The sequence below is a fragment of the Facklamia sp. 7083-14-GEN3 genome, assembly GCF_024742075.1.
GTDB lineage: Bacteria > Bacillota > Bacilli > Lactobacillales > Aerococcaceae > Facklamia.
In genome coordinates this window covers 476,977-498,865 of the sequence record NZ_JANSGD010000001.1, presented here as the reverse complement: position 1 = coordinate 498,865, position 21,889 = coordinate 476,977, and the positions used below count along the sequence as shown (strand labels likewise).

The following is a 21,889-nucleotide window of genomic DNA, read 5'->3' as shown; positions in this document are numbered from 1 at the left end:
ACAGTTGTATCGATTCGGCATGAAGGTCCTATTTCTCAACTCTATTATCATAGCAGAATAAATCCTGCTTTGACAATTTTGATTACTTAAATTCAATCGGGTACTTAAAATTCATAAGATTCCCTTCTTAATAAACATGATTTTTGCTTGTTGAACTTTATTCAATCATGTTAGAATGGGCATAGTAAACTAGGAGGTTATCAAATGTTATCTATCTTAATGATTGTTATTGGATACTTGGCAGGATCCGTTCCCTCAGGTGTCTGGTATTCAAAATACATTCACAAAATTGATGTGCGAACACTAGGTTCAGGTAATTCTGGTGGTACCAATGTCGGCAGAAATTTCGGACCGATTGCAGCCGTCATAGTTATTATTGTAGATGTATTAAAGGGCTATCTTCCTGTTTTAATGGCCCAACAGTTCTTGGAATCGGATAATGATGTAGCGATTATGCTAACAGCTATTGCTGCCGTTCTTGGACACGCCTATCCAATCTTTAGTCAATTTCGCGGGGGTAAGATTGTTGCAACATCAGTAGGCGTACTACTGGCACACAATTTTTATATCGCTTTAACAATGGTCGCTCTCCTTTTGACTATTCTCTTAATTACATCAACTGTAAGTATTGCTGCTATAACCTCTTTTTTGCTGGTTGTCATTTGGATTATTTTAAGAGAACCTTTGATATATTCTTGGGGATTCGCCTTTATAGCCATCTTTATGATTTATCGTCACCGTGAAAATATTCAAAGATTGCTTAAAGGAGAAGAACGTCGAGTGACATTCGGTTTAAATCCTAGAAAAAAATAAATAAAAAAGCTAAGGATGATACCTTAGCTTTTTTTATGTAATTTTATTCACCCTTATGAAATTCTATCGTCAAATCGTGTGTGCTTATAGATTGAGGGTCTAAGCTGTTGATTCCCCTTTTATACTTAAACAGCTGAGGATCATTGGCAATATCTGGTAACCCAGACCACGCTTCAACAGATAAGAAAGAAGCCCGCTTAGGATAAGGAGACCATAGAGCCGTATAGTCAAAACCAATTGAGCGAAATTTGATTTCAACATCATTGACTGCATCCGTTAAAACAAATTCTGCTTTTTCGCTAATTTGATAGATCAAGGCATCATTCTTAAATTGTTTATGACGTAACTTTTGATCAATCACTTCCATATACTTAGCTTTTTCTAAGTTAACTAAGCCTTCGGTATTAGTCTGTAAGAGATAATAATAGCCTTCTGGATTCAATTGATAGCTGACTTGATTAAACTCCGGATAATTTCTTCCCGAAGTATGTTCGAGATTGAAGGCCGGATGGTAACCCACTGAATAATATAAAGTGTCTTCGACTGAAGGATTATAGACTTCAAAAGTAATGGTTAACTTATGATTATATAGAACATAATTAACTTGAAGAGAAAATTCAAAGGGATAAGACTCTAGAGTGTTTTCGTTATTTTTTAAGTAAAAACTCACAGAAGAATCCGTTTGGCTTTGAACGGTAAACACACTGTCTCTTGCAAATCCATGCCGACTCATATGATAAAATTTTCCTCCATAAAGATACTGGTCATTCTGCAAACGGCCAACGATAGGAAAAAGAATCGGTGCACTGCGAGACCAATAGAAAGGGTCTGCTTGCCAAAGAAATTCGTAGCCAGTCTTTAAATCAGTAATCGATTGAACTTCCGCTCCATTTTCAGCTATTTCCACTTTCAAAAAATTATTTTGAATGGTTACCATAAGGCTCACCCATTTCTTTATAAAATGTAGTGGCTAAGATCGCGATTCTCAACCTTATCCGCCAGTTTATCATCTACGTATTTTTCTGTAATTTCTATTACCATCGGTGTATCTGCTGCTTCAAATAGCAATTCTTCTAAAACTGTCTCAATAATCGTATGCAAACGACGTGCTCCAATATTATCTGTATTGCGATTTAAAGTTTCAGCATAGTAAGCCATCTTTTTAACCGCTTCATCAGTAAAGTTAACGGTCACCTCTTCAGTAGCTAAAAGTGCCTGATATTGAATAAGTAAGGCATTTTTTGGCTCTGTCAAGATCTTAACGAAGTCATCAGCTGTTAAATCTTGAAGGTTTACTCGGATTGGAAAGCGCCCTTGTAATTCGGGGATTAAATCCGACGGTTTAGCTACATGAAAAGCACCTGAACCCACAAAGAGAATATGGTCAGATTTTATAATACCGTATTTGGTTTGAATTTGACTACCCTCAACAATTGGTAAAATATCACGCTGAACACCTTGTCTTGAAACTTCACCAGATTGATTACTTGAAGAAGCTATTTTATCTAATTCGTCGATGAAGATAATGCCATTTTTTTCGGCTAAGTTTAAGCCTTTTTGATGAATATCTTCTTCGTTAACTAATTTATCTGCTTCATCAATTGTTAGTAACTTAATTGCTTCTTTCACTGTAACGGTTCGCTGAATCATTTTCTTAGGTTTTAAAGCATTCAATGATTCTTGCATATCCATCATCTGTTCCATTGCAGGATTGAGCGAATTTAATTGTAATTTCTTTTCTTCCATTTCAATAGTCACTTCTTGCTTATCCAACACACCCTCACGTATTTGTTGGCGAATATGACGACGATTGGAAGCTACTTCTTCAGTCACTTCTTCTTTTTCTGTTTCTACTTCACCACGCATTTGGCGCATGAAAGCTTCCATATCAGGTAAGACGAATCCACCAGTATTATTGTTATCTTTTTTAACTTCTGCTTTTTTCTTTTTACCAGGGACTAAAGCTTTAGCGATTCGATCGATTGCTTTTTCACGCGCTTCTTCTTCAACCTCTTGACGCATTTCATCACGTACAATGCGGATCGCTTGCTCTACCAAATCCCTAACCATAGATTCTACATCGCGACCGACATAACCAACTTCCGTATATTTAGTGGCTTCCACTTTTAAAAAAGGCGCTTTAATAATCTTAGCTAGACGTCTTGCAATTTCTGTTTTTCCAACCCCAGTTGGACCAATCATTAATAAATTTTTAGGCTTCACTTCATCTTGCATTTCAGGTTCAAGTCGTAAACGTCTTTGTCTATTTCTAATTGCAACAGCTATCGAGCGTTTGGCTTCTGCTTGACCAATGATATATTTATCTAATTCTGCAACTAATTGTCTTGGACTTAATTCCATTCTCACATTCTCCTTTAATTCTAGGACTCAAAACTTTCGACCATGATTTGTTTATTGGTATATACGTCAATTTCAGCAGCTATTTCAAGGGCTTGGGAGACAATTTCCTTAGCACTTAGTTGTTCACCTGTTCTTAGCATAGCCCTAGCTGCTGCCAAGGCATAATTGCCCCCTGAACCAATCGTTAATATACCATCATCCGGTTCAATAACTTCGCCCGTGCCAGATACTAATAAGAGATTTTCATGATTCATTACGATTAAAAGGGCTTCTAATTTTTGTAGAGAACGGTCTGTCCGCCATTGTTTAGCTACCTCTACAGCTGCTCTTGTTAACTGACCTTGATGGGCCTGTAGCTTATTTTCGAACATTTCTGACAAGGTTATGGCATCAGCAACACCTCCGGCAAAGCCAATAACCACTTGATCATTAAATATTCTGCGTAGCTTACGAGCACCGCCTTTCATGATGACCGTTTCACCCATGGTGACTTGTCCATCACCTGCCATTGCTAGTTGATTATCTTTTTTTACTGCACATATTGTTGTCATTTATTCTTCCTCCTGCTTCTTTCTACGAGCTCTTGGATGAGCTTTTAAGTACTCTGATCGCATTTTATCACCGGTGATATGAGTATATATCTGCGTAGAAGATAAATTTTCATGGCCTAAAAGTTCTTGGACCGAGCGAAGATCTGCCCCACGATTTAAAAGGTGAGTCGCATAAGAATGTCTCAATTTATGCGGGTTAATCTTTAAATTCAGTTGGCTTTCTTCTACTATTTTTTGCAAAATATGGCGTATTTGATCAGGGGTAATCGCCTTACCCTTTTTTGATAAAAATAATATATCACTGTTTTTTTGATCCTGCATAGACCCTTTACTCAATAGGTTCTTACGCTCCGTTTCAATATAGTCTTTTAAAGCTTGCATAGCTGGATCCCCAAAGGGGACAATTCTTTCCTTATTGCCCTTGCCAAACACACGTATAATTTGCAAGGAAAAGTCGAGTTGGTCAAGTCTGATTTGGCAACATTCTGAAACTCGAATACCAGTCGCATACATTAGTTCTAGAATGGCAAGGTTACGCTTAGAATAATCTAAATGGCTAGTCTTAGCCACATCTATGAGACTTTCAATCTCATTTTCATAGAAAAATGAGGGTAAGTAAGTCTCCTTAGCTTTGAAAGTAATTAATTCCATTGGGTCTTGATCAATCCAATGGCGACGCAAACTGTAATTAAAAAAGGAACGTAAAGATGACAGTTTCCTAGCAATTGTTTTAGGGTTCAAAGAAAGTTCATTTAGATAAGCTAAATACAGTCTTAAATCTTGATAGGAAATCTGATCTAAATCGACTTCTCCAGAACTTTTAATAAAAAGCCAAAATTGCTTAAGATCTCTTTGATAGGCGACTACCGTATGCTTGGAATAACGACGTTCATTTAGCAAATAATTTAAAAAATTATCTATCTTATCCTGCACCATTAATCACCTCAGTTTCCTCTTTTATTATTATACCTTTTCTTTTAATTCATAGCCAATTAAGCGCTATGGATCAAAAAAGTAGTATTAAATGAATATGTTTTGAGGTTTAAATAAAAACCGAATACTCACAAAACAGTGCAGCATTCGGTTTTTATTTTATTTATTAAATTAAGTAAATATCTCTTATGAGAATTTCTTAATTTTCCAAGGCTTCAGTATAATCACAAGAGGAGCATTGCACCTGTTTGCCTTTACGCGATTTCTTTTCAATAAGGTATTCATTGCATTTTGGACAATTACGTCCAATAGGCTTGTCCCAAGATACGAATTCACATTCAGGATATCTCGAGCATCCATAAAATATGCGATTTTTCTTAGATTTTCTTTCGATAATTTCGCCCTTTTTACAAGTAGGACACTTCACACCGATTTCTTTTACAATTGCTTCAGTATGACGACATTCTGGAAAATTAGAGCAAGCATAAAACTTACCATAGCGACCAATCTTAATAACCATTGGACTGCCGCATTCTGGACAATCGAATCCTGCTGGTTCATCCTTTATCTCAATTTCTTCCATTTCTTCTTCCGCCTTATCTAAATCTTTAGCGAAAACTTGATAGAAATCATTAAGAACTTTTTGCCATTCTTCTTTTCTTTCTTCAATTTGGTCTAAATTGTTTTCCATCCCAGCTGTAAATTCAGAATCGACAATATCTGGGAAGTAAATTTCCATCATATCATTGACGATTTCACCTAATTCTGTCGGCATAAATCTTTTAGCTTCCATTTTGACATAGTAGCGTTTACGCAATGTTTCTAAGGTTGGCGCATAGGTGGAAGGACGGCCTATTCCTAACTCTTCAAGCGTTTTGACCAGACTAGCTTCATTATAACGTGCTGGAGGTTGAGTAAAATGCTGACTTGGATCAATCTTTTCAGCTGTAACTGCATCTCCTTCTTTTAAGGCTGGTAGGTAGTTATCCTTATCCGATTTACTTGGATAAACCTTTAAGAAACCTTCAAATTTAATCCGCGATCCATTCGCTCGAAAAAGCACATCATTTTGAATAATATCGGCTTTAATTGTATCATAGACAGCATTAGACATTTGTGATGCTACAAAGCGCGCCCAAATTAAAGCGTAGAGACGGAACTGATCTTTAGTTAATGATTCCTTAATTGATTCAGGTGTTAAGCTAACATTTGATGGGCGAATAGCCTCATGAGCATCCTGAGCTCCGGCTTTGTTATTTACCTTATGCCCTGCTCCCAAATACTTCTCACCATAAGTATCTTTAATGAAATCTACAGCCATCTTTTTAGCAATTGGTGAAATTCGAGTGGAGTCGGTACGCATATAAGTAATTAAACCGACTGTATTTCGTCGAATAGATATTCCTTCATAAAGCTGCTGAGCGATCATCATAGTTTTTCCAGTACGAAAATTTAAACGATTGGCAGCATCTTGTTGCAAGGTAGAAGTCGTAAAAGGTGCATTCGGTTTACGCAAGCGTTCTTTTTCAGTGATTGATTGAATGTCAAATTTACCTTTAAGGTCAAGACGTTTCATAATTTGATCGACTTGCTCTTTATTCTTGAGCTCTGTTTTCTTACCAGCTACTCCATAGAATTCTGCTTCGAATTTTGATCGGCCCTTTTTGAAGTTGGCTGGAATTTTCCAATATTCTTCTGGTTTAAATTGGCGGATTTTCCTCTCACGATCAATGATTATTTTTAGAGTGGTCGATTGGACACGACCCGCAGATAAACCGCGTTTAATCTTTTTCCATAATAATGGTGAGATTGAATATCCGACTATTCGGTCTAATATTCTTCTAGCTTGTTGAGAATCCACTAAATCTTGATCAATTTTTCGTGGTTGTTTAAATGCTTCCTTAACTGATTCTTTAGTAATCTCATTAAATACCACACGATTTTCTGCTTGCGGATCTAGTTTTAATAGGTAGGAAAGATGCCAAGCAATTGCTTCTCCTTCACGGTCCGGGTCACTAGCTAAATAAACTTTTTCAGCCTTATTTGCTAGTTTTCTTAATTCTTTAATGGTATCTCCTCTACCTCTGATTGAAATATAATGCGGTTCAAAATTATTTTCTAAGTCAATGCCCATTCGTGATTTCGGTAAATCTCTCAAATGACCTTTTGAAGCAACCACTTTATAATTTTTACCTAAATATTTATCGATTGTTTTGGCTTTGGTTGGTGATTCGACTATGACTAGATATTTATAGGCCAAGTAACAATCACTCCCTTTCTTATTCCTTTATTCACACGCAAAATCGTTACAATCTTATGCTAAACTTTCAAATATGTCAATGAATACCGTTCATTTTATATCCTATTCTTTGATAATCGAGGGTCATTTCTTCAATTAATTGGTCCATATCGACAATCGGTCTTGCACCTACTTGAATTAAGTGATTGCTTCCGTAAGATTGCGGATCATCTATGGGCCCTGGTAAAGCATAGATTTGACTATTATAGTCTAAGGCGTAATTAGCTGTGATTAATGATCCTGATTTCTTAGCTGCTTGAATGACTATAACTACTGGACATAATCCAGCTACTAAACGATTTCTAGCAATAAATTGATGCTTTCGAACTGATTGATACGGAAGATACTCACTTATTAACAAATGACTTCTTGCAATTTGATTTTGTAGCTGTTGGTGTTCTTTAGGATAATAATGTTCAAAACCATTAGCAATAATAGCGACTGTTTTCCCTTTTTTATGACTCATACAGGCCTTATGCGAATAATAATCCGCACCTTTTGCTAGACCCGAAACAATCACAAAGCCAACTTTAGTAAGTGCCTCGCTGATTCTTTGCGCATTTTTTCGACCATAAGCTGATAATTTTCTGGATCCAATGACGGCTACTAAAGGCTTAGATAAAAGATTCAAGTCTCCTTTATAATAAAATAAAATGGGTGGTTGGGGAAGTTGCAACCATCGATAGGGATAGTTTTTTTCTCCAAATAGAACCACTTTCTTTTCTAAAACAGATAGTATCTCTTGGTATCTATCCCAGTCCTTAAAGAGCTTTTCTTCCTTAAATGACCAAATATTTTGAGTATTTAAATAATGAACACTTTTATAACGAGAGAAACTTTTTCTAACTTTAAAATAATGCCACAATTGACAGTATTTAACGTCTTTCATCTGCAAATAAATTAACTCTCTTTTTATCATGGCTCGCTCTCCTTCATACTTTATTCTTTAGATACAAAGTAATCAAACCATAAGTGCTCATTAATATCCTAGTTAAATAGCTTTGGACCATACAAAAGAGCAAGTATTGAAGAATACTTGCTCTTTTATATTTTATTAAGCTTATAAACCATAGTAACGATCAATCCTTTGAACAGGACCATAGGATAGACGATGAATTGAAGTATAGCCGAACTTTTCTAAAGCGGACAAATGTTTCTTAGTTGGATAGCCCATATGCTGATCAAAACCATATTCTGGATAAGATTGGGCATAATTCATCATGAGTTGATCACGGTGAACTTTAGCAATAATAGAAGCAGCAGCTATGGAAAGCGAGCGTCGGTCACCTTTTACAACTGCTTTTTGTTGAATTGGAAGATCTAATTTCATGGCATCTACTACAATAAAATCCACTGGTTTGTTGAGCTTTAAGACTGCTTCTTTCATGGCCATACGACTGGCCTCATAAATATTGATCCGATCTATTTCTTGAGGAGATATAGAAGTGATAGCATAAGCTTGGGCTTGCTGTTTAATCATTTCTGCTAAAGCTGAACGCTTTTGATGAGTTAAGCTTTTCGAATCATTTACTTCCACCCAATTACTAGTATCTTGAGGTAAAATAACCGCAGCGGCTACTACTGGACCGGCTATCGGCCCTCTCCCCACTTCGTCCGTTCCTGCAAGCAAAAGAGACTGGTTAGCACTCAATAGTTGACGATCAAAGGCTAACCGTTCTTGATAAGCATGATAGCGTTCATTATAAGCTGTTAGCATCTTTTTATGACGTTTTAGTAAATCCTGAACTCCTTTCCTAGAATCTTCACTTAATTGAATAAGATAGACATCGTTCAAGTCTTGAATATTTTTTAATTGCTCTTTAATTTCTTTAATCGTTTGTTTCAATAGTAACCCTCTCAATCGGATGATCGAGTGTAATCGAACCCAGTTTATGTTGACGATAATCAAAAATCAAACGCTCCGCTGCTTGATTATAATCTTGATTCATATTTAAAGTCTGTGTCAGACTTGTTAAAATTTCAGCCGCAGTCATCTCTTGATGATAGTCTTCTAAATGATAAAACTCTTTCAATAAGCCAGGGTAAAATTGTTCTAAATGACTGATCAACTCTAAAGACAGCTCCTGCATTTCTACTAATTGGTCTTTAATCGCTCCGGTTAAGGCTAAATGATAACCCGTCAAAGGATCTTCAAACTTAGGCCATAAGATACCGGGCGTATCTAGTAATTCAAATTCTTTACCGATTTTTAACCAACGCTGCGCTTTAGTGACTCCCGGTTTATTGCCAGTTTGTGCCTGGTTTTTCCCAACAAAACGGTTGATCAGAGTTGATTTGCCTACATTTGGAATACCTAGGATCATCAAACGAATTGCTCTTGGCTTTACCCCTTTAGCTTTTTGCTTAGCAAAGAAATCAGCCATTAACTCCTTGCAGGCCTTCTTAAGTTCATTCAAACCCTTACTATGCTGAGCATCCACTGCTAAAGCAAGCTGTCCTTGGTCTTGATAGTGTTGAATCCATTGTTTGGTTAGTTTTGGATCGGCCAAATCTGCCTTATTTAAAGCGAGAATTGAAGGTTTCTGATTTATAATTTCTGTTATTACGGGATTACGGCTAGACTCAGGGATACGAGCATCCACCAACTCAATCACCAAATCAACTAAATTAAGTTTTTCTTTTGCTTCCCTTTTGGCCTTTGCCATATGGCCTGGAAACCACTGAATTTGGTTCAATTTATCTCTCCTTTTAATTCTTAATAGATTGCTTATTCTAATGCTTGCAATTTACCTACTTTTCTTATTCGATTAAGAGGATAATAGATAAAGTTAGCTTTCCCTTGAATTTTATCAATATCGACATAGCCAAACTGACGACTGTCTCCCGAACCGGGACGGTTATCACCCATCACAAAAACTTTGCCTTCTGGAATAATCTCATCGCCAGTAATTTCCCAAAGAGTAAAATCCTCAGTATAAATACCCTCATCATTTGATTTGTCAGGTTCTAGATAGGGTTCTTCAATCAACTGATCATTAATGAATAACTGATCATCATTAACGCTAATCGAATCGCCAGGAAGGCCGATTAACCTTTTAACATAGGTTTTTCCTGAGCCCATAGGATCAGGAAAAACCACGATATCGGAACGGTCTAAATCAAATTGCTTCCACATTATCAAATGGTCTGCTTGATACAAAGTAGGATTCATTGATTTTCCTTCTACTTGAAAGGGCTGAGCAAGATAATTACGGACAGCTACAAAGAGAAATAAAGCAACGAGAATTACAAAAATAATATTTACTATCTCTATTAAAATTGTTTTTAAAAACCTACCCATCTTATTCTCCTAATAAGGCTTTAATAGCTGCTTGATATTGTGGGTCCTCTTCTTCTAAATAAGTCCGAATTTCTTCAACCAATTTATCAGCTGTTGCTGAATCAATAATTCCATTTGATACCAGGTCAAAGTCCGTTTGAAATTTTTTTACTGCCTCTTCCATTTCAGGACTAAAGTAAGCGGATTCTTCATTTTGATAACCTAATGCTTGCAACATTAAACTAGCTGATTGAACATATTCGGATGCATCACCCAATTTTAAATCTTCTTCTTGATTTAACACAATAGCATTTGCAACTTCAGGTGCCTCTACCTTCTGATCAGGTTCAATTCCCTTTTCATGTATCCATGCCCCACTCGGTGTTAACCATTTCGCAACGGTTAACTTCAACTCACCATATGTAGATTCTGAAATCATTCTTTGAACTGTTCCTTTACCAAAAGAAGTTACGCCAATAACAGGGGAATCGGTATTTTCTTTAATAGCTGCGGCTAATATTTCACTGGCTGATGCTGAACCTTCATCTATTAATAGCACGTAAGATTCTGTAATTTGAAACTCACCATAGCGTTCATCAGAAGCTAAATATTCAAACGGATCGTTAAGACGATCATCTGTCTGCATAATTACTTGATCATCTTCTAAGAACATGTTACTAACTTGCAAAGCTGTCTCCAACATTCCTCCCGGATTGTAGCGGAAATCGAAAACAAAACGATCTACGCCTTTTGACCGTAGGTCTTCAACTGCCGATACTATTTCCTCATAAGTTGACGAAGCAAATTGGCTCACTTTAACAACTCCCACTTGGTCATATTCATCATCTTGTTCATAATCGACAGTAGTAAGAGGGATTTCTTCTCGAATCATAGTTACTTCAAAGGTTGATTGCCCTCTCTTAATAGTTAAGGTGATTTCAGATCCTAATGGTCCACGAATATTTTGCACTATTTCACTGGTATCTAATCCTTGAAGGTCAACATCATTAGCTTTTAGAAAAATATCATTAGCTTTGATTCCAGCTTTTGCAGCGGGTGTTCCGTCTACCGGAGCTATAACAGTGGGTAAACCATCCTTCAACATAAATTGAACACCAATCCCTGTGAAAGAGCCTTCAAGAGAATCATTAAAGGGGGTCATTTCAGTTGGATTTAAAAACTCAGAATAAGGATCATCTACCGCATCTACCATTCCCTTTAGGGCTCCTTCTAAGAGCTCTTCTTTATCTAATTCCTCAATATAATTAATTTGTAATGAATTATAAACCTCTTGAATGATCGCCAAATCTTCTTTGGTTAATTGATTTTCTTTATCAATAGAAGGATATCCAAATAAATTTTCCATAGCAGAGATTGGTAAAGCTTTATAATTCAACGCTAAACCAATAAATGAAAAGACTAAAAATAAACGTATCCATATATCTTTTTTCCATCGAAGAAGGTATTTTTTTCGATTCTTGCTAAATTTCCCTTTAAAAATCATTCCATCTTCCCTTCTTTCTATTTTTAATCCAGTTTTAGGGCTGTATCTAAAGCTATTTCCATCATATCGGTAAAAGTTTGCTCACGCTCATTAGCCGTTGTTTCTTCGCCTGTTAATAAATGGTCAGAAATCGTGCAAATGGCCAAAGCTCTGCGCTGATATTTAGCTGCCACAGCATAAAGTCCCGCCGCTTCCATCTCAACTGCTAATACACCATAGTTAGCTAATTTTTCCTTATCTAACTCCTCATTATAGAAGCGATCGCTAGATAGTACATTACCTACATGAACTCGGCCTGCTAATTTTGTTTGAGCGATATGATAGGAATAATCTAAAGTTTCAAAATCGGCAAGGGCTGCATAAGAAACTTGTCCTTTAAAAATATTGGTCAAAGCGGAAGAATCAGTTGTAGCACCTTGGGCTAAGACAATGTCTCTAACCTTGACTTTCTCTTGCATCCCCCCAGCGGATCCTACTCTAATAATTGTTTGAACGTCATAATCACGATATAGCTCTTCCGCATAAATCATAGCAGAGGGCATCCCCATACCAGATCCTTGAACTGAGACTTTAATGCCGTGATAATCTCCTGTGTAACCGAACATATTGCGAACTTCGTTATATTGAATAACATTTTCTAAAAAGTTTTCAGCGATATATTTAGCTCTTAAAGGGTCACCGGGAAACAGAACAATTGGGGCTATTTGCCCATATTGGGCTTGAATATGTGTACTCATTAAATTTCTCCTTTAAATTGCATATTGATATTGGTGCCAGGCATCATCGAAAACAGTTAAAAGACGAGAGTATTGACTGTTTTTTTCTAAATAATCAGATATTTTTTGAAAATCATGACTATGCTTAGGAAACGCAATGTCATTACTAACTGCATTGGCTAAGCGACTCATGGGATCATTAGCAGATTCATCAACATAACGCATTATAAATTCATAAAAACTAGGTCCCATCCTAGACCTCCTATTCTTTTGAGATCATTTTATAAATGAAATGATCTGGATTTAGTCTAATTATTTTTATTATAGCACTTGTAATCCTAATAAATAAATCAATTATCCCATAAACCGACTTTTCTTTCATCTATTAGCTTACTTAAGTATAATTGAAAGAGAATCAAAAAAGGAGCCTTATACATGCTGAATTCATTTTCATCCAAATCTAAAAATTCCCCGTCTAAAAGGAGTCTCTCAAATAAAAAAATCGAAATTTGTAACGCCATCACTCATGGAATCGCTGCAGTTTTATCTTTATTAGGTACTTATTTACTAATTCAGAAAGGAATAAAGAAAATCTCAAATACAGACACTATTGCTTATATCATTTATGGTTTTTCCATGGTGGCACTTTTCACCAATTCAACCCTCTATCATTCTTTATCACATAGTAAATATCGGAGTCTTTTACAAAAACTTGATCATTCAGCTATCTATTTTTTGATAGCCGGGACCTATACGCCTTACCTCATGATTGCCCTTAATAATAAACTTGCGTATCTCTTTCTTGCGATAATCTGGCTGTTGGCATTAGCTGGCATTATATTTGAAATCTTTGCCATCAACCGTTTTCCAAAGTTATCGACCTATCTTTATTTGACTTTGGGATGGTTAAGTTTAATAATTATTTATCCGCTTTTTAAATCAATGAACTTTTGGGGAATAATTTATTTGGGATTAGGAGGCATTGCTTATTCTCTAGGTACGATTTTCTATTCAATGAAAGCTAATCGGTGGATGCATGTCGTTTGGCACCTTTTTGTTATTCTAGGAGCCGGTTTAATGTTTTTCTCAATTTTTCGATATCTATAAACTTAAATAAAATAATCCATCCTTATTCTTAGATCAAGCATGAATAGGGATGGATTTATTATTATGTTCTTTCAATTGTTGCTGAAACAGCTTCGATAATGGCTGAACGAAAATTACTTGCTTCTAGACTCCTAACACCTGCAATGGTAGTTCCCTTAGGACTAGTTACAGCATCTTTTAATTGAGCAGGATGTTCTTGACTTTCTAAGACCATCTGACCGGCTCCCGCCACCGTTTTAGCTGCCATATTAATGGCTAGTTGACGATTTAATCCATAATAAACACCTGCATCACTTATAGCTTCAATTAATTGATAGACAAAAGCAGGACCTGACCCTGCAATGGCAGAAGCAACATCAAATAAGCTTTCTTCGATTAATTGAAGATGACCCAAAGGTTGCAACAAGTTCTTAAATTCATTAATTGTTTGGCCCTTGAAAGTTTCTTCTTGGTAACAATAAGAAACATAGCCTTGTCCGATAGCAACAGGTGTATTGGGCATGATGCGGATAAGATGATCTCCTTGAGGAAGTAGTTGCTGAATACTGTTCAAGGTCCTACCCACTACCATCGATATCCATAGTTTATAATCGATTGATTCAATGGAATTAATGGAGTCCAACAATGTATTTAAGTCTTTCGGTTTGACTCCGATAAAAAGGCTTTGAGCAGCATTTAAAAGTTCTTCAAGACTATTTACTGCTTCAACACTGTTGCCACAGCTCTCAGCCAAGTTTTGACTTTTATTTTTGTCTATATCATATAAATAAATTGGTAAATCTGGAAAAGCAGCAGAAAGTGTCTTTATGATCGCTGACCCCATATTGCCACAACCAATAAAGCCAATCGCTTTAAAAATAGTGAAATCAGTCATTTATTTTCTCACCCACCACTCAAACCGATGAGGGTATTCATTATCTTCGTTTGCAGGTACTTCAACTAGCTTATCCAAACGGAAGTTTTCTTGATCAATATCAGACATATAGGTATCTGCAGGAAATTCTCCTTCGATGACGGTCCGGACAATCTTATCGACGTGATCCATTAAAGATTTGAAAACACCTGCTCCTCCAATAACCATTAATTCTTGGTCTTTTGCTAGTTCTAAGACCTCTTCTCCACTATGTACCAAGCCCAGCTCTGCAATATCTTGGCCATAATCTTCTTGACTAGTTAATACAACCGTCTTGCGACCTGGTAGAATTCTTCGGTCCATTGATTCGAAAGTCGTTCTCCCCATTAACATAGTATGTCCCATGGTAACTTCTTTGAAAAACTTGAGGTCGTTAGGTAGATGCCATGGTAAGTCTTTTTTATAACCAATTGCGCCTTTTAAATCTTGTGCATAAACGTATGTAATCATTATTTTTTCCTCCTTATAATTTTAAACTGAGATAGCTGCTTTGATGGTTGGATGTGGTTGATAATTTTTTAATTGAATTTGATTCAATGTCAGTTTATCAATCGATTGAAAATCTGTAATTTTAAGCTGTGGAAGCTGACGAGGTGAACGATCTAATAGAGTACGTGCGGCTTCTAAGTGGTTTAAATATAAATGGGCATCTCCTAAAACATGAATAAATTCTCCTGGCTCTAAATCAGTCTCTTTGGCGATCAAATACGTTAATAAAGCGTAAGAAGCGATATTAAAAGGAACGCCTAAGAATACATCTGCTGAGCGTTGATAAAGCTGGCAGGATAAACGACCCTTACTAACATAGAATTGAAAGAAGCAATGACATGGCGGTAAGGCCGCTTTATCAATATCTGCAGGATTCCATGCTGTTACAATATGCCTTCTAGAATCCGGATTTTCTTTAAGAGAAATAATAACCTGCTGAATTTGATCGATGGTTTCACCATTCGCCTCCCAAGAACGCCATTGCTTGCCATAAATGGGACCTAAGTCACCATGCTTAGCCGCAAACTGATCTCTACCTATAATGTTGGCTTGAAAATTAGACATTTCTACCCGGTAGTTTTCTGCAAATTCTTTATCTTCTTGGATGCGTCGACCAAAATCGGTCATGTCCACTCCTTGGTATTCTGCTGATTGGGTATAGTTTTCAAAGGCCCACTCATCCCAAATATGATTGTTGTGGCTTAATAAATATTTAATGTTTGTATCTCCTTTTAAAAACCATATTAATTCAGATTTGACTAACTCAAAGGGGACGCGCTTTGTGGTCAATAATGGGAATAATTGACTCAAATCAAATCGCATTTGATACCCAAAGGTAGAAAGAGTACCTGTTCCCGTTCGATCAGATTTTTTATCGCCACGGTCTAAAATATGACGTACCAGCTCTTGATATTGTTTCATCTGTCTACCTCCTATTGATCCAAATCACTTAAATAGTCAAAGCGTTCATAGAGTTCTAATAAATCAACTTCAAGAGATTCAATTTCGGCATGAAGATCCATTAATTTGACCGCATCATCTGAATGTACTTCCATTAGATTTTGCTTTTCTTCTATTTGACTTTCTACTTTAACTATTCGCTCTTCTAGACCTTGCCATTCTTGTTTTTCATGATAGGTCATTCGTTTTTTCTTATTTAATAAAGAGTTTTGAGAATTTTCTTTGATGGGCCGCTTAATTGTTTTTTCTTCATTTTCAGTTTGCTTATCTTTGGTTTCTAAATACTCTGAAAAAGTTCCCCAGTATAAGTCAAACTTGCCCTCTCCTTTTAAAACGAGTAATTGATCGACTGTCTTATCTAAGAAATATCGATCATGCGAAACAATAATGACCACCCCTTCGAAAGATTCGATGTAGTCTTCTAAAGTATTTAAAGTGTCAATATCTAAGTCATTAGTTGGCTCATCTAATAAAAGCACATTCGGTTCTTGAATCAAAAGGGTTAATAAGTATAGTCTTCTTTTTTCACCACCGGAGAGTGACTGAATCAGCGAACCATGACTTTCTTTAGGGAAATTGAAGCGCTCTAACATTTGTGAAGCCGAAACTTTAGACCCATCTGGACGTTTAAATTGATCAGCTACTTGGGTTAAATAGCTTAGGATACGCATATCTTGGGGTAAATCTTCGTCTAACTGACGATAGTAAGCAATATTAACTGTTTGACCCAGCTTGCATAGACCCTTAGAAAGCGGATGAAACCCTGCCAAGCAGTTTAAGAAAGTTGATTTACCCACTCCATTAGGTCCAACAACTCCCAAACGATCACCTTTTACAAATGTTTTAGTTAGCCCTTCAATGATAATCGTATCAGCAATTTCGACTGAAAGGTCCTCCAATTCGATAATTTGATTACCCATACGCTGTTGCGAAAAATTAAAGTCAATCGCTTCTTGAGACTGATCTCTTTGACCGATCGAATCCTTCAGCTGGTTAAAACGTTCAATCCTAGCTTGCTGTTTGGTTGATCTAGCTTGAGCGCCTTGACGCATCCAAGCGAGTTCTTGTAAGTAGAGTTGGTCTTGTTTTTGAGCTTGTTTGGCTTGCATTTCAATCAACTCAGCCTTTTTAATTAAATAAGCCTGATAATTGCCTTCAAATTCGGTAATGCGACCATATTGTAACTCAATAATTTTATTAACCGACCGTTCTAAAAAGTATCGATCATGAGTGACCAGTAATAACGCTCCTTTGTAAGCAGCTAAAAACTTCTCCAACCATTGAATTGACTCTACATCCAAATGGTTAGTTGGCTCATCTAAGATCAAAAGATCTGGTTCGGCAATTAAAACTTGAGCGATACCAATCCGTTTTTGCTGGCCACCCGAACATTCTCCAACCTTTTTATTTAAGTCATAAATTTTTAATTGAGTCAGAATCGATTTAGCAGATATTTCGACTTCTCAAGCATTTTTCAAAGTCATTTCATCTGATAAATGAGTAAATTGATCCTGTAGAAAAATATTTGTTGGGTCCGCTTCTAATTCTATCCGGCATTTTTCATAAGAAAGTAGAAGTTGAATATCAGCTGCTTTGGAATCGTAAACTGTCTCTAAAATAGTCTTATCGGGATCTAAGCGAGGATTCTGTTCTAAATAAGCAATTTCATATTGATTAGGGGTTTTAATTTGACCACTGTCATAGTTATCAATTCCTGCAATCACTCTTAAAAAAGAAGATTTACCTGTTCCATTCGGACCAATAAGACCCACTCGATCCCCTGTTCTGATTGAAAAATCGACTTGGTCCACCAATTGTTTTACGCCATATGATTTTGATAAATTTTGTATACTTAGTTCTTTCATAGTCTCTACCCCTTTTTTGCAATCAACTTATTATAGCATATAAGTCACTTTTCTTGGAAAATAGACAGATGATTTATCTATAGATAGACTGTTCTTTTTAGTAGGATAGGTTATAATGAAATTAATAAAAAATTTGGAGGTTGTTATGAAAAATAAAGGTTTGATTTTGGTTGTTACTTACTTGTTTTTTTATTTTGTATTACCTTTAATTGCTTCTGCTTCAGGCCTAAGTTTAGAAGGTATTCCTTGGGTTACTCTAACTAGTATGGCTATTATTTGTCTAGTTGCTTGGTATCTATACGGAAATTTTTTAAAAAACCAATGGCAACACCTACTTGCACAAACAGGCTGGAAAAGGTTTTTGGGTAATATAGTTGTATATATTTTTGTTGTTAACATTGTAAGAGTCATTCTACTTAACATATTTGAACCTTTTATCGATATTGACAGTTTAGGCGCTAATCAGCAAGCCATTCAGGATTTAGTCGAGAACGTTCCTAGCTATTTCACTTTCTTTATGCTCGTTATTTTTGCTCCTTTAGTTGAAGAATTAATCTTTCGTGAAATCATAATCGGTCCTTCCGTCCATAAAAACAAATCTTTTAAATGGTTCATGACTATCATATCGATTGTCTTATTTACTGGAGCCCATATGAAAGTGCCGTCAGATGCTATCCTCTATCTTCCTTTAACTTTAGGGATCACTTATTTTTATTGGAAGTATCAAGCTAATGTTGTTGCATCCATGAGTTTCCATTTTATCAATAACTTGATTTCCTGGATTGTTCTAACGTTTTTTGCTCAGTTATAATTTAAGCTATCATATCCACTTAATCGCCTGATTGCCTTTTTCAATTAAAAGGGAGTTGGTTTTTGAAAAGGGTTTGGATCCAAAAAAGCCGCGATAAGCTGCTAAAGGACTTGGGTGACTTGATTTGATTACGAAATGTTTGGAATTATCGATCAACTTTTCTAATGATTGAGCTTTTTTACCCCAAAGTATATATATAAGGGAGTTTGGATGATGATTAAGACATTGAATTATTTGATTGGTAAAAATTTCCCAACCTATTCCTTGATGTGAATCAGCTTGTCCAGCTCTTACTGTTAGAACGCGATTTAATAAAAGAACTCCTTGTTTCGCCCAATCTGAAAGATCTGTTTCTTTTCGTATAGGAACACTGAGATCATCTGATAATTCTTTAAAGATATTTCTTAAAGAAGGAGGGATCGTTTGACCTTCATTGACCGAAAAAGCCAAACCATTAGCTTGATTGGGACCATGATAGGGATCTTGTCCGATAATAACCACCTTGGTATGAAGATATGGACATAATTCTAAAGCTTTAAAAACTCCTTCTGATGGTGGATATATAACTGTCTTTTCCTTGTTTAAGTAATTGTTTAACTGTTGAAAATCAAATGATCGATTTTGGCTATCTAAGCACGCTGACCAATCGGGTGCAATTTCTTTTAAATCAGGTAATTGATACATAAAAACACCTCTATCTTTTGTAATCATTGTAAATTAAAATTATATAACTAGAAAGCAGTTTATTCATCTTTTGAAATCTAATGGTATAATTATAATAAGTATTTTATTAGGAGGTTCATAATGAAGAGTAAAACAGAGTTAAGAAAAGAAATTTTTGAAAAAAGAGCTCAACTTTCAAAAGAGTATCGTCGCTCAGCTGAAGAGAAAATCTTTCAGCAACTTTTTGAACTGGATGAATATAAAAAGGCAAAGAAAATCATGGTTTATTATTCGACAGATGAAGAAATGAACACTCATCCGATCATTCAAAGAGCTTGGAAAGATGGTAAAGAAGTCGGCATTCCTCGTGTTTTTCCTGACCGTGTTATGGAAGCCTTAGTTTATAAGGAAAACGCAACATTGGAAAGATCTGCTTTTGGAATCTTAGAGCCAGAAAAAATCAGTAAGAGACTTGAGCCAGAAGACATCGATCTTATTATTATGCCATGCGTAACCTGCAATAATCGTGGCGAACGCCTTGGCTATGGCGGAGGCTACTATGATCGTTACTTGCTAAGAGCTAAAAATGCCTATTTAGTGCTACCCTATTACGCACAATTACAATATGACGAAATTCCAACTGAAGAGCATGATAAAAAAGTTGACATGGTAATGACCGAAGAAGGTATTTATCTCATCGATTAAATTGAAATTGATTGCAAATTTAAAGATTTAAAGCTATCATAAACATAGTAAAAGTAAAGGAGTAATGGAATGAATTCACAACAATTGGAACAAATTAAAAATGGAAAAGGTTTTATCGCTGCACTTGATCAATCAGGTGGTTCGACACCAAAAGCTTTAAAAGCATACGGCGTAAATGAAGACCAATATTCAAATGAAGATGAAATGTTTGATAAAGTTCATGAAATGCGTACTCGTATCATGACTGCCCCTTCTTTTAACAATGATAAAATTTTAGGAGCTATCTTGTTTGAGCAAACCATTGACCGTGAAGTTGAAGGCAAAAAAACTGCAGACTACCTTTGGGAAGAGAAAAAGGTTGTTCCCTTCCTTAAAGTAGACTTAGGTCTTATGGAAGAAGCCGATGGTGTTCAATTAATGAAACCAATCACCCTCCTTGATGAATTACTAGAAAGAGCAAATGAGCGTCATATTTTCGGAACCAAAATGCGTTCAAATATTAATTCATATTCTGAAATTGGTATTAAAGCTGTTGTTGACCAACAATTTGAAATTGCTAAGCAAATTATTGCTGCTGGCTTAGTTCCAATTATCGAACCTGAAGTGAATATTCATGCTGAAGATAAAGAAAAAATCGAAGCAAAATTAGCTGAAGAAATTTTAGCTCACTTAAATAAATTAGAAGAAAATGAGCTAGTGATGCTTAAAATTTCTATCCCTACTAATCCTTCAACATATGAAGAAATTGCAAATCATCCAAATATGATTAGAGTAGTTGCTTTATCAGGCGGGTATCCGACTGACGAAGCCAATGCACGTTTGAAAAAGACCCCTAACATTATAGCATCATTCTCCCGTGCTCTATCACAAGATTTACGAGCTGGTCAAAATGAAGACGAATTTAACCAAACAATTGAAGAAGCAATTGAAGGTATTTATGACGCTTCAGTTAATAAAGCATAACTAATAAATAATAAAAAAAGCTAACCTCTTGGAGGTTAGCTTTTTTTACTGAAACATATTAGTCAGACTCTATAATCTTCTCTTCGTTTAGTGCTACTTGTACGCGCTCTTGATTACCCATGGCTAATTTAACTTTAGCTTCAGCCAATCCTTGAATAAAGGCTTTATAATATTTGGCTTGTACAATTAACATGTCATCCACACTTTTGGCCCAAATTCGAATTTTATAAATCAAGCGTCCTTGCGAGTCCCGAAAAACTCCCAAAAATTCAGGTTCGCGTAAAATTAATTGATCATCTTGCGATACTTTCAAGTATATTTCTTGAAGACGCGCTTCAAGATGGTCAATATTTTGTTCTGGATAAATGAATAAATCGATATCCACACGAATGCTATTGAGTGAAAGATTGGACATCTGGGTGATGCTTCCATTGGGGATAAAATGGTGAATACCATTATAATCACGAATGACGGTATTTCTTAAACCAATAGAATAAACAGTTCCACTGTAGCCATTAATATCCACCGCATCCCCAACATCGAATTGGTGTTCTAAGAGAATGAAGAAGCCATTGACTACATCTGAGACCAAATCTTTAGCTCCTAAACCGATGGCTAAGCTGACGATACCAGCTCCAGCTACTAGAGTTCCAACTGGAACACCCAATATACTTAAGAGCGTATAGGCTAAAAAGAAATAAAAAAGATATTGCACCAAATTAGTTAATAAACGGCTAATTGTATGATTGCGTGCTTTTTTAGCAAATCGAATGCGCGAAGACCGCTTACCTAAAAAATAAGTTTCAATCATCTTAATTAAAATTTTTTTTATGGTGTAAAGTAAAACAATTGAAATGATGATTTTAAATAAGCCAATTAAAATATTTTGTGATATTTGAATGATATCAATTTCTGTTCGAAATTGTGTGAGGATATCTGAAATAAACTCCATATCC

The 21,889-nt window shown here is 35.9% G+C and carries 23 protein-coding genes and 1 pseudogene; 5 read left to right on the top strand and 19 right to left on the bottom strand.

The window, feature by feature from the left end; genetic code table 11:
• The first annotated feature begins 204 nt into the window (after nt 1-204).
• A complete protein-coding gene (gene plsY, locus NW240_RS02380; protein WP_258435848.1) occupies nt 205-813 on the top strand; it encodes a glycerol-3-phosphate 1-O-acyltransferase PlsY in 609 nt (202 codons plus the stop codon).
• A 43-nt stretch (nt 814-856) separates the two neighbouring features.
• On the opposite strand, the gene NW240_RS02375 is transcribed toward plsY, so the two are convergent.
• The 12 genes from NW240_RS02375 to NW240_RS02320 form a co-directional block, all read right to left on the bottom strand.
• Nucleotides 857-1,750, bottom strand: a complete 894-nt coding sequence (locus tag NW240_RS02375; RefSeq protein WP_258435847.1) for an aldose 1-epimerase family protein — start codon at nt 1,748-1,750, stop codon at nt 857-859.
• 17 nt (nt 1,751-1,767) lie between these two features.
• A complete protein-coding gene (gene hslU / locus NW240_RS02370) occupies nt 1,768-3,174 on the bottom strand; it encodes an ATP-dependent protease ATPase subunit HslU (protein WP_309302389.1) in 1,407 nt (468 codons plus the stop codon).
• Between the two features lie 20 nt (nt 3,175-3,194).
• Complete coding sequence (hslV, locus tag NW240_RS02365; protein WP_258435845.1) at nt 3,195-3,725, bottom strand: ATP-dependent protease subunit HslV; 531 nt, start codon at nt 3,723-3,725, stop codon at nt 3,195-3,197.
• Nucleotides 3,726-4,661: a tyrosine recombinase XerC gene (gene xerC, locus NW240_RS02360; RefSeq protein ID WP_258435844.1), complete on the bottom strand. Its 936-nt coding sequence runs from the start codon at nt 4,659-4,661 to the stop codon at nt 3,726-3,728. It lies immediately after the preceding gene.
• A gap of 196 nt (nt 4,662-4,857) precedes the next feature.
• Nucleotides 4,858-6,918 (bottom strand): type I DNA topoisomerase, encoded by a 2,061-nt coding sequence (gene topA, locus NW240_RS02355; RefSeq protein ID WP_258435843.1) that lies wholly within the window; start codon nt 6,916-6,918, stop codon nt 4,858-4,860.
• Between the two features lie 76 nt (nt 6,919-6,994).
• A complete protein-coding gene (gene dprA / locus NW240_RS02350; RefSeq protein ID WP_258435842.1) occupies nt 6,995-7,876 on the bottom strand; it encodes a DNA-processing protein DprA in 882 nt (293 codons plus the stop codon).
• 141 nt (nt 7,877-8,017) lie between these two features.
• Nucleotides 8,018-8,803 carry a ribonuclease HII gene (locus NW240_RS02345; protein ID WP_258435841.1) on the bottom strand — a complete coding sequence of 262 codons (786 nt, stop codon included), beginning with the start codon at nt 8,801-8,803 and terminating at the stop codon, nt 8,018-8,020.
• A complete protein-coding gene (ylqF, locus tag NW240_RS02340; RefSeq protein ID WP_258435840.1) occupies nt 8,787-9,653 on the bottom strand; it encodes a ribosome biogenesis GTPase YlqF in 867 nt (288 codons plus the stop codon). Before ylqF ends, NW240_RS02345 begins: the two co-directional genes overlap by 17 nt.
• A gap of 32 nt (nt 9,654-9,685) precedes the next feature.
• Nucleotides 9,686-10,258 carry a signal peptidase I gene (lepB, locus tag NW240_RS02335; protein WP_258435839.1) on the bottom strand — a complete coding sequence of 191 codons (573 nt, stop codon included), beginning with the start codon at nt 10,256-10,258 and terminating at the stop codon, nt 9,686-9,688.
• A 1-nt stretch (nt 10,259) separates the two neighbouring features.
• Nucleotides 10,260-11,741, bottom strand: a complete 1,482-nt coding sequence (locus NW240_RS02330) for a S41 family peptidase (protein WP_258435838.1) — start codon at nt 11,739-11,741, stop codon at nt 10,260-10,262.
• Nucleotides 11,742-11,764: 23 nt separating this feature from the next.
• Nucleotides 11,765-12,478 carry a purine-nucleoside phosphorylase gene (gene deoD / locus NW240_RS02325; protein WP_258435837.1) on the bottom strand — a complete coding sequence of 238 codons (714 nt, stop codon included), beginning with the start codon at nt 12,476-12,478 and terminating at the stop codon, nt 11,765-11,767.
• A gap of 12 nt (nt 12,479-12,490) precedes the next feature.
• Nucleotides 12,491-12,709, bottom strand: coding sequence for a sterile alpha motif-like domain-containing protein (locus NW240_RS02320; protein WP_258435836.1), 219 nt, complete (start codon nt 12,707-12,709; stop codon nt 12,491-12,493).
• 183 nt (nt 12,710-12,892) lie between these two features.
• Here NW240_RS02320 and NW240_RS02315 point away from each other — a divergent pair, with 183 nt between their 5' ends.
• Nucleotides 12,893-13,564 carry a hemolysin III family protein gene (locus NW240_RS02315; protein ID WP_258435835.1) on the top strand — a complete coding sequence of 224 codons (672 nt, stop codon included), beginning with the start codon at nt 12,893-12,895 and terminating at the stop codon, nt 13,562-13,564.
• A gap of 61 nt (nt 13,565-13,625) precedes the next feature.
• Here the strand turns inward: NW240_RS02315 and proC are convergent, their stop codons facing one another.
• From proC to NW240_RS02290, 5 genes and pseudogenes are all read right to left on the bottom strand, one after another.
• The gene (proC, locus tag NW240_RS02310; RefSeq protein ID WP_258435834.1) at nt 13,626-14,438 is read right to left on the bottom strand and encodes a pyrroline-5-carboxylate reductase; all 813 of its coding nucleotides are present in this window, start codon (nt 14,436-14,438) and stop codon (nt 13,626-13,628) included.
• Nucleotides 14,439-14,927, bottom strand: a complete 489-nt coding sequence (locus tag NW240_RS02305) for a dihydrofolate reductase (protein WP_258435833.1) — start codon at nt 14,925-14,927, stop codon at nt 14,439-14,441.
• 21 nt (nt 14,928-14,948) lie between these two features.
• Nucleotides 14,949-15,887 (bottom strand): thymidylate synthase, encoded by a 939-nt coding sequence (locus NW240_RS02300; RefSeq protein WP_258435832.1) that lies wholly within the window; start codon nt 15,885-15,887, stop codon nt 14,949-14,951.
• 11 nt (nt 15,888-15,898) lie between these two features.
• The gene (locus NW240_RS02295; RefSeq protein WP_258436261.1) at nt 15,899-16,108 is read right to left on the bottom strand and encodes an ABC transporter C-terminal domain-containing protein; all 210 of its coding nucleotides are present in this window, start codon (nt 16,106-16,108) and stop codon (nt 15,899-15,901) included.
• A 282-nt stretch (nt 16,109-16,390) separates the two neighbouring features.
• A pseudogene (locus NW240_RS02290) lies at nt 16,391-17,791 on the bottom strand (ABC-F family ATP-binding cassette domain-containing protein); the annotation flags it as partial.
• A gap of 145 nt (nt 17,792-17,936) precedes the next feature.
• On the opposite strand from NW240_RS02290, the gene NW240_RS02285 reads away from it, so the two are divergent.
• Complete coding sequence (locus tag NW240_RS02285; RefSeq protein ID WP_258435831.1) at nt 17,937-18,602, top strand: CPBP family intramembrane glutamic endopeptidase; 666 nt, start codon at nt 17,937-17,939, stop codon at nt 18,600-18,602.
• 9 nt (nt 18,603-18,611) lie between these two features.
• Here the strand turns inward: NW240_RS02285 and NW240_RS02280 are convergent, their stop codons facing one another.
• A complete protein-coding gene (locus NW240_RS02280; RefSeq protein ID WP_258435830.1) occupies nt 18,612-19,313 on the bottom strand; it encodes a uracil-DNA glycosylase in 702 nt (233 codons plus the stop codon).
• A gap of 93 nt (nt 19,314-19,406) precedes the next feature.
• On the opposite strand from NW240_RS02280, the gene NW240_RS02275 reads away from it, so the two are divergent.
• Nucleotides 19,407-19,970, top strand: a complete 564-nt coding sequence (locus tag NW240_RS02275; protein ID WP_258435829.1) for a 5-formyltetrahydrofolate cyclo-ligase — start codon at nt 19,407-19,409, stop codon at nt 19,968-19,970.
• A 69-nt stretch (nt 19,971-20,039) separates the two neighbouring features.
• Nucleotides 20,040-20,933, top strand: coding sequence for a fructose bisphosphate aldolase (locus tag NW240_RS02270; protein ID WP_258435828.1), 894 nt, complete (start codon nt 20,040-20,042; stop codon nt 20,931-20,933).
• Nucleotides 20,934-20,991: 58 nt separating this feature from the next.
• On the opposite strand, the gene NW240_RS02265 is transcribed toward NW240_RS02270, so the two are convergent.
• Nucleotides 20,992-21,885, bottom strand: a complete 894-nt coding sequence (locus tag NW240_RS02265) for a mechanosensitive ion channel family protein (RefSeq protein ID WP_258435827.1) — start codon at nt 21,883-21,885, stop codon at nt 20,992-20,994.
• Nucleotides 21,886-21,889 lie beyond the last annotated feature (4 nt).

Bases quoted from the DNA above. Each gene is read 5' to 3' on its own strand.
- hslV (WP_258435845.1), bottom strand. From the start codon at position 3,725: ATGACAACAATATGTGCAGTAAAAAAAGATAATCAACTAGCAATGGCA.
- deoD (WP_258435837.1), bottom strand. From the start codon at position 12,478: ATGAGTACACATATTCAAGCCCAATATGGGCAAATAGCCCCAATTGTT.
- NW240_RS02300 (WP_258435832.1), bottom strand. From the start codon at position 15,887: ATGAAACAATATCAAGAGCTGGTACGTCATATTTTAGACCGTGGCGAT.
- NW240_RS02295 (WP_258436261.1), bottom strand. From the start codon at position 16,108: ATGACCTATCATGAAAAACAAGAATGGCAAGGTCTAGAAGAGCGAATA.
- plsY (WP_258435848.1), top strand. From the start codon at position 205: ATGTTATCTATCTTAATGATTGTTATTGGATACTTGGCAGGATCCGTT.
- xerC (WP_258435844.1), bottom strand. From the start codon at position 4,661: ATGGTGCAGGATAAGATAGATAATTTTTTAAATTATTTGCTAAATGAA.
- NW240_RS02375 (WP_258435847.1), bottom strand. From the start codon at position 1,750: ATGGTAACCATTCAAAATAATTTTTTGAAAGTGGAAATAGCTGAAAAT.
- NW240_RS02330 (WP_258435838.1), bottom strand. From the start codon at position 11,741: ATGATTTTTAAAGGGAAATTTAGCAAGAATCGAAAAAAATACCTTCTT.
- lepB (WP_258435839.1), bottom strand. From the start codon at position 10,258: ATGGGTAGGTTTTTAAAAACAATTTTAATAGAGATAGTAAATATTATT.
- hslU (WP_309302389.1), bottom strand. From the start codon at position 3,174: ATGGAATTAAGTCCAAGACAATTAGTTGCAGAATTAGATAAATATATC.
- NW240_RS02275 (WP_258435829.1), top strand. From the start codon at position 19,407: ATGAAGAGTAAAACAGAGTTAAGAAAAGAAATTTTTGAAAAAAGAGCT.
- dprA (WP_258435842.1), bottom strand. From the start codon at position 7,876: ATGATAAAAAGAGAGTTAATTTATTTGCAGATGAAAGACGTTAAATAC.
- NW240_RS02305 (WP_258435833.1), bottom strand. From the start codon at position 14,927: ATGATTACATACGTTTATGCACAAGATTTAAAAGGCGCAATTGGTTAT.
- NW240_RS02270 (WP_258435828.1), top strand. From the start codon at position 20,040: ATGAATTCACAACAATTGGAACAAATTAAAAATGGAAAAGGTTTTATC.
- NW240_RS02280 (WP_258435830.1), bottom strand. From the start codon at position 19,313: ATGATTACAAAAGATAGAGGTGTTTTTATGTATCAATTACCTGATTTA.
- NW240_RS02285 (WP_258435831.1), top strand. From the start codon at position 17,937: ATGAAAAATAAAGGTTTGATTTTGGTTGTTACTTACTTGTTTTTTTAT.
- NW240_RS02320 (WP_258435836.1), bottom strand. From the start codon at position 12,709: ATGGGACCTAGTTTTTATGAATTTATAATGCGTTATGTTGATGAATCT.
- NW240_RS02265 (WP_258435827.1), bottom strand. From the start codon at position 21,885: ATGGAGTTTATTTCAGATATCCTCACACAATTTCGAACAGAAATTGAT.
- proC (WP_258435834.1), bottom strand. From the start codon at position 14,438: ATGACTGATTTCACTATTTTTAAAGCGATTGGCTTTATTGGTTGTGGC.
- NW240_RS02315 (WP_258435835.1), top strand. From the start codon at position 12,893: ATGCTGAATTCATTTTCATCCAAATCTAAAAATTCCCCGTCTAAAAGG.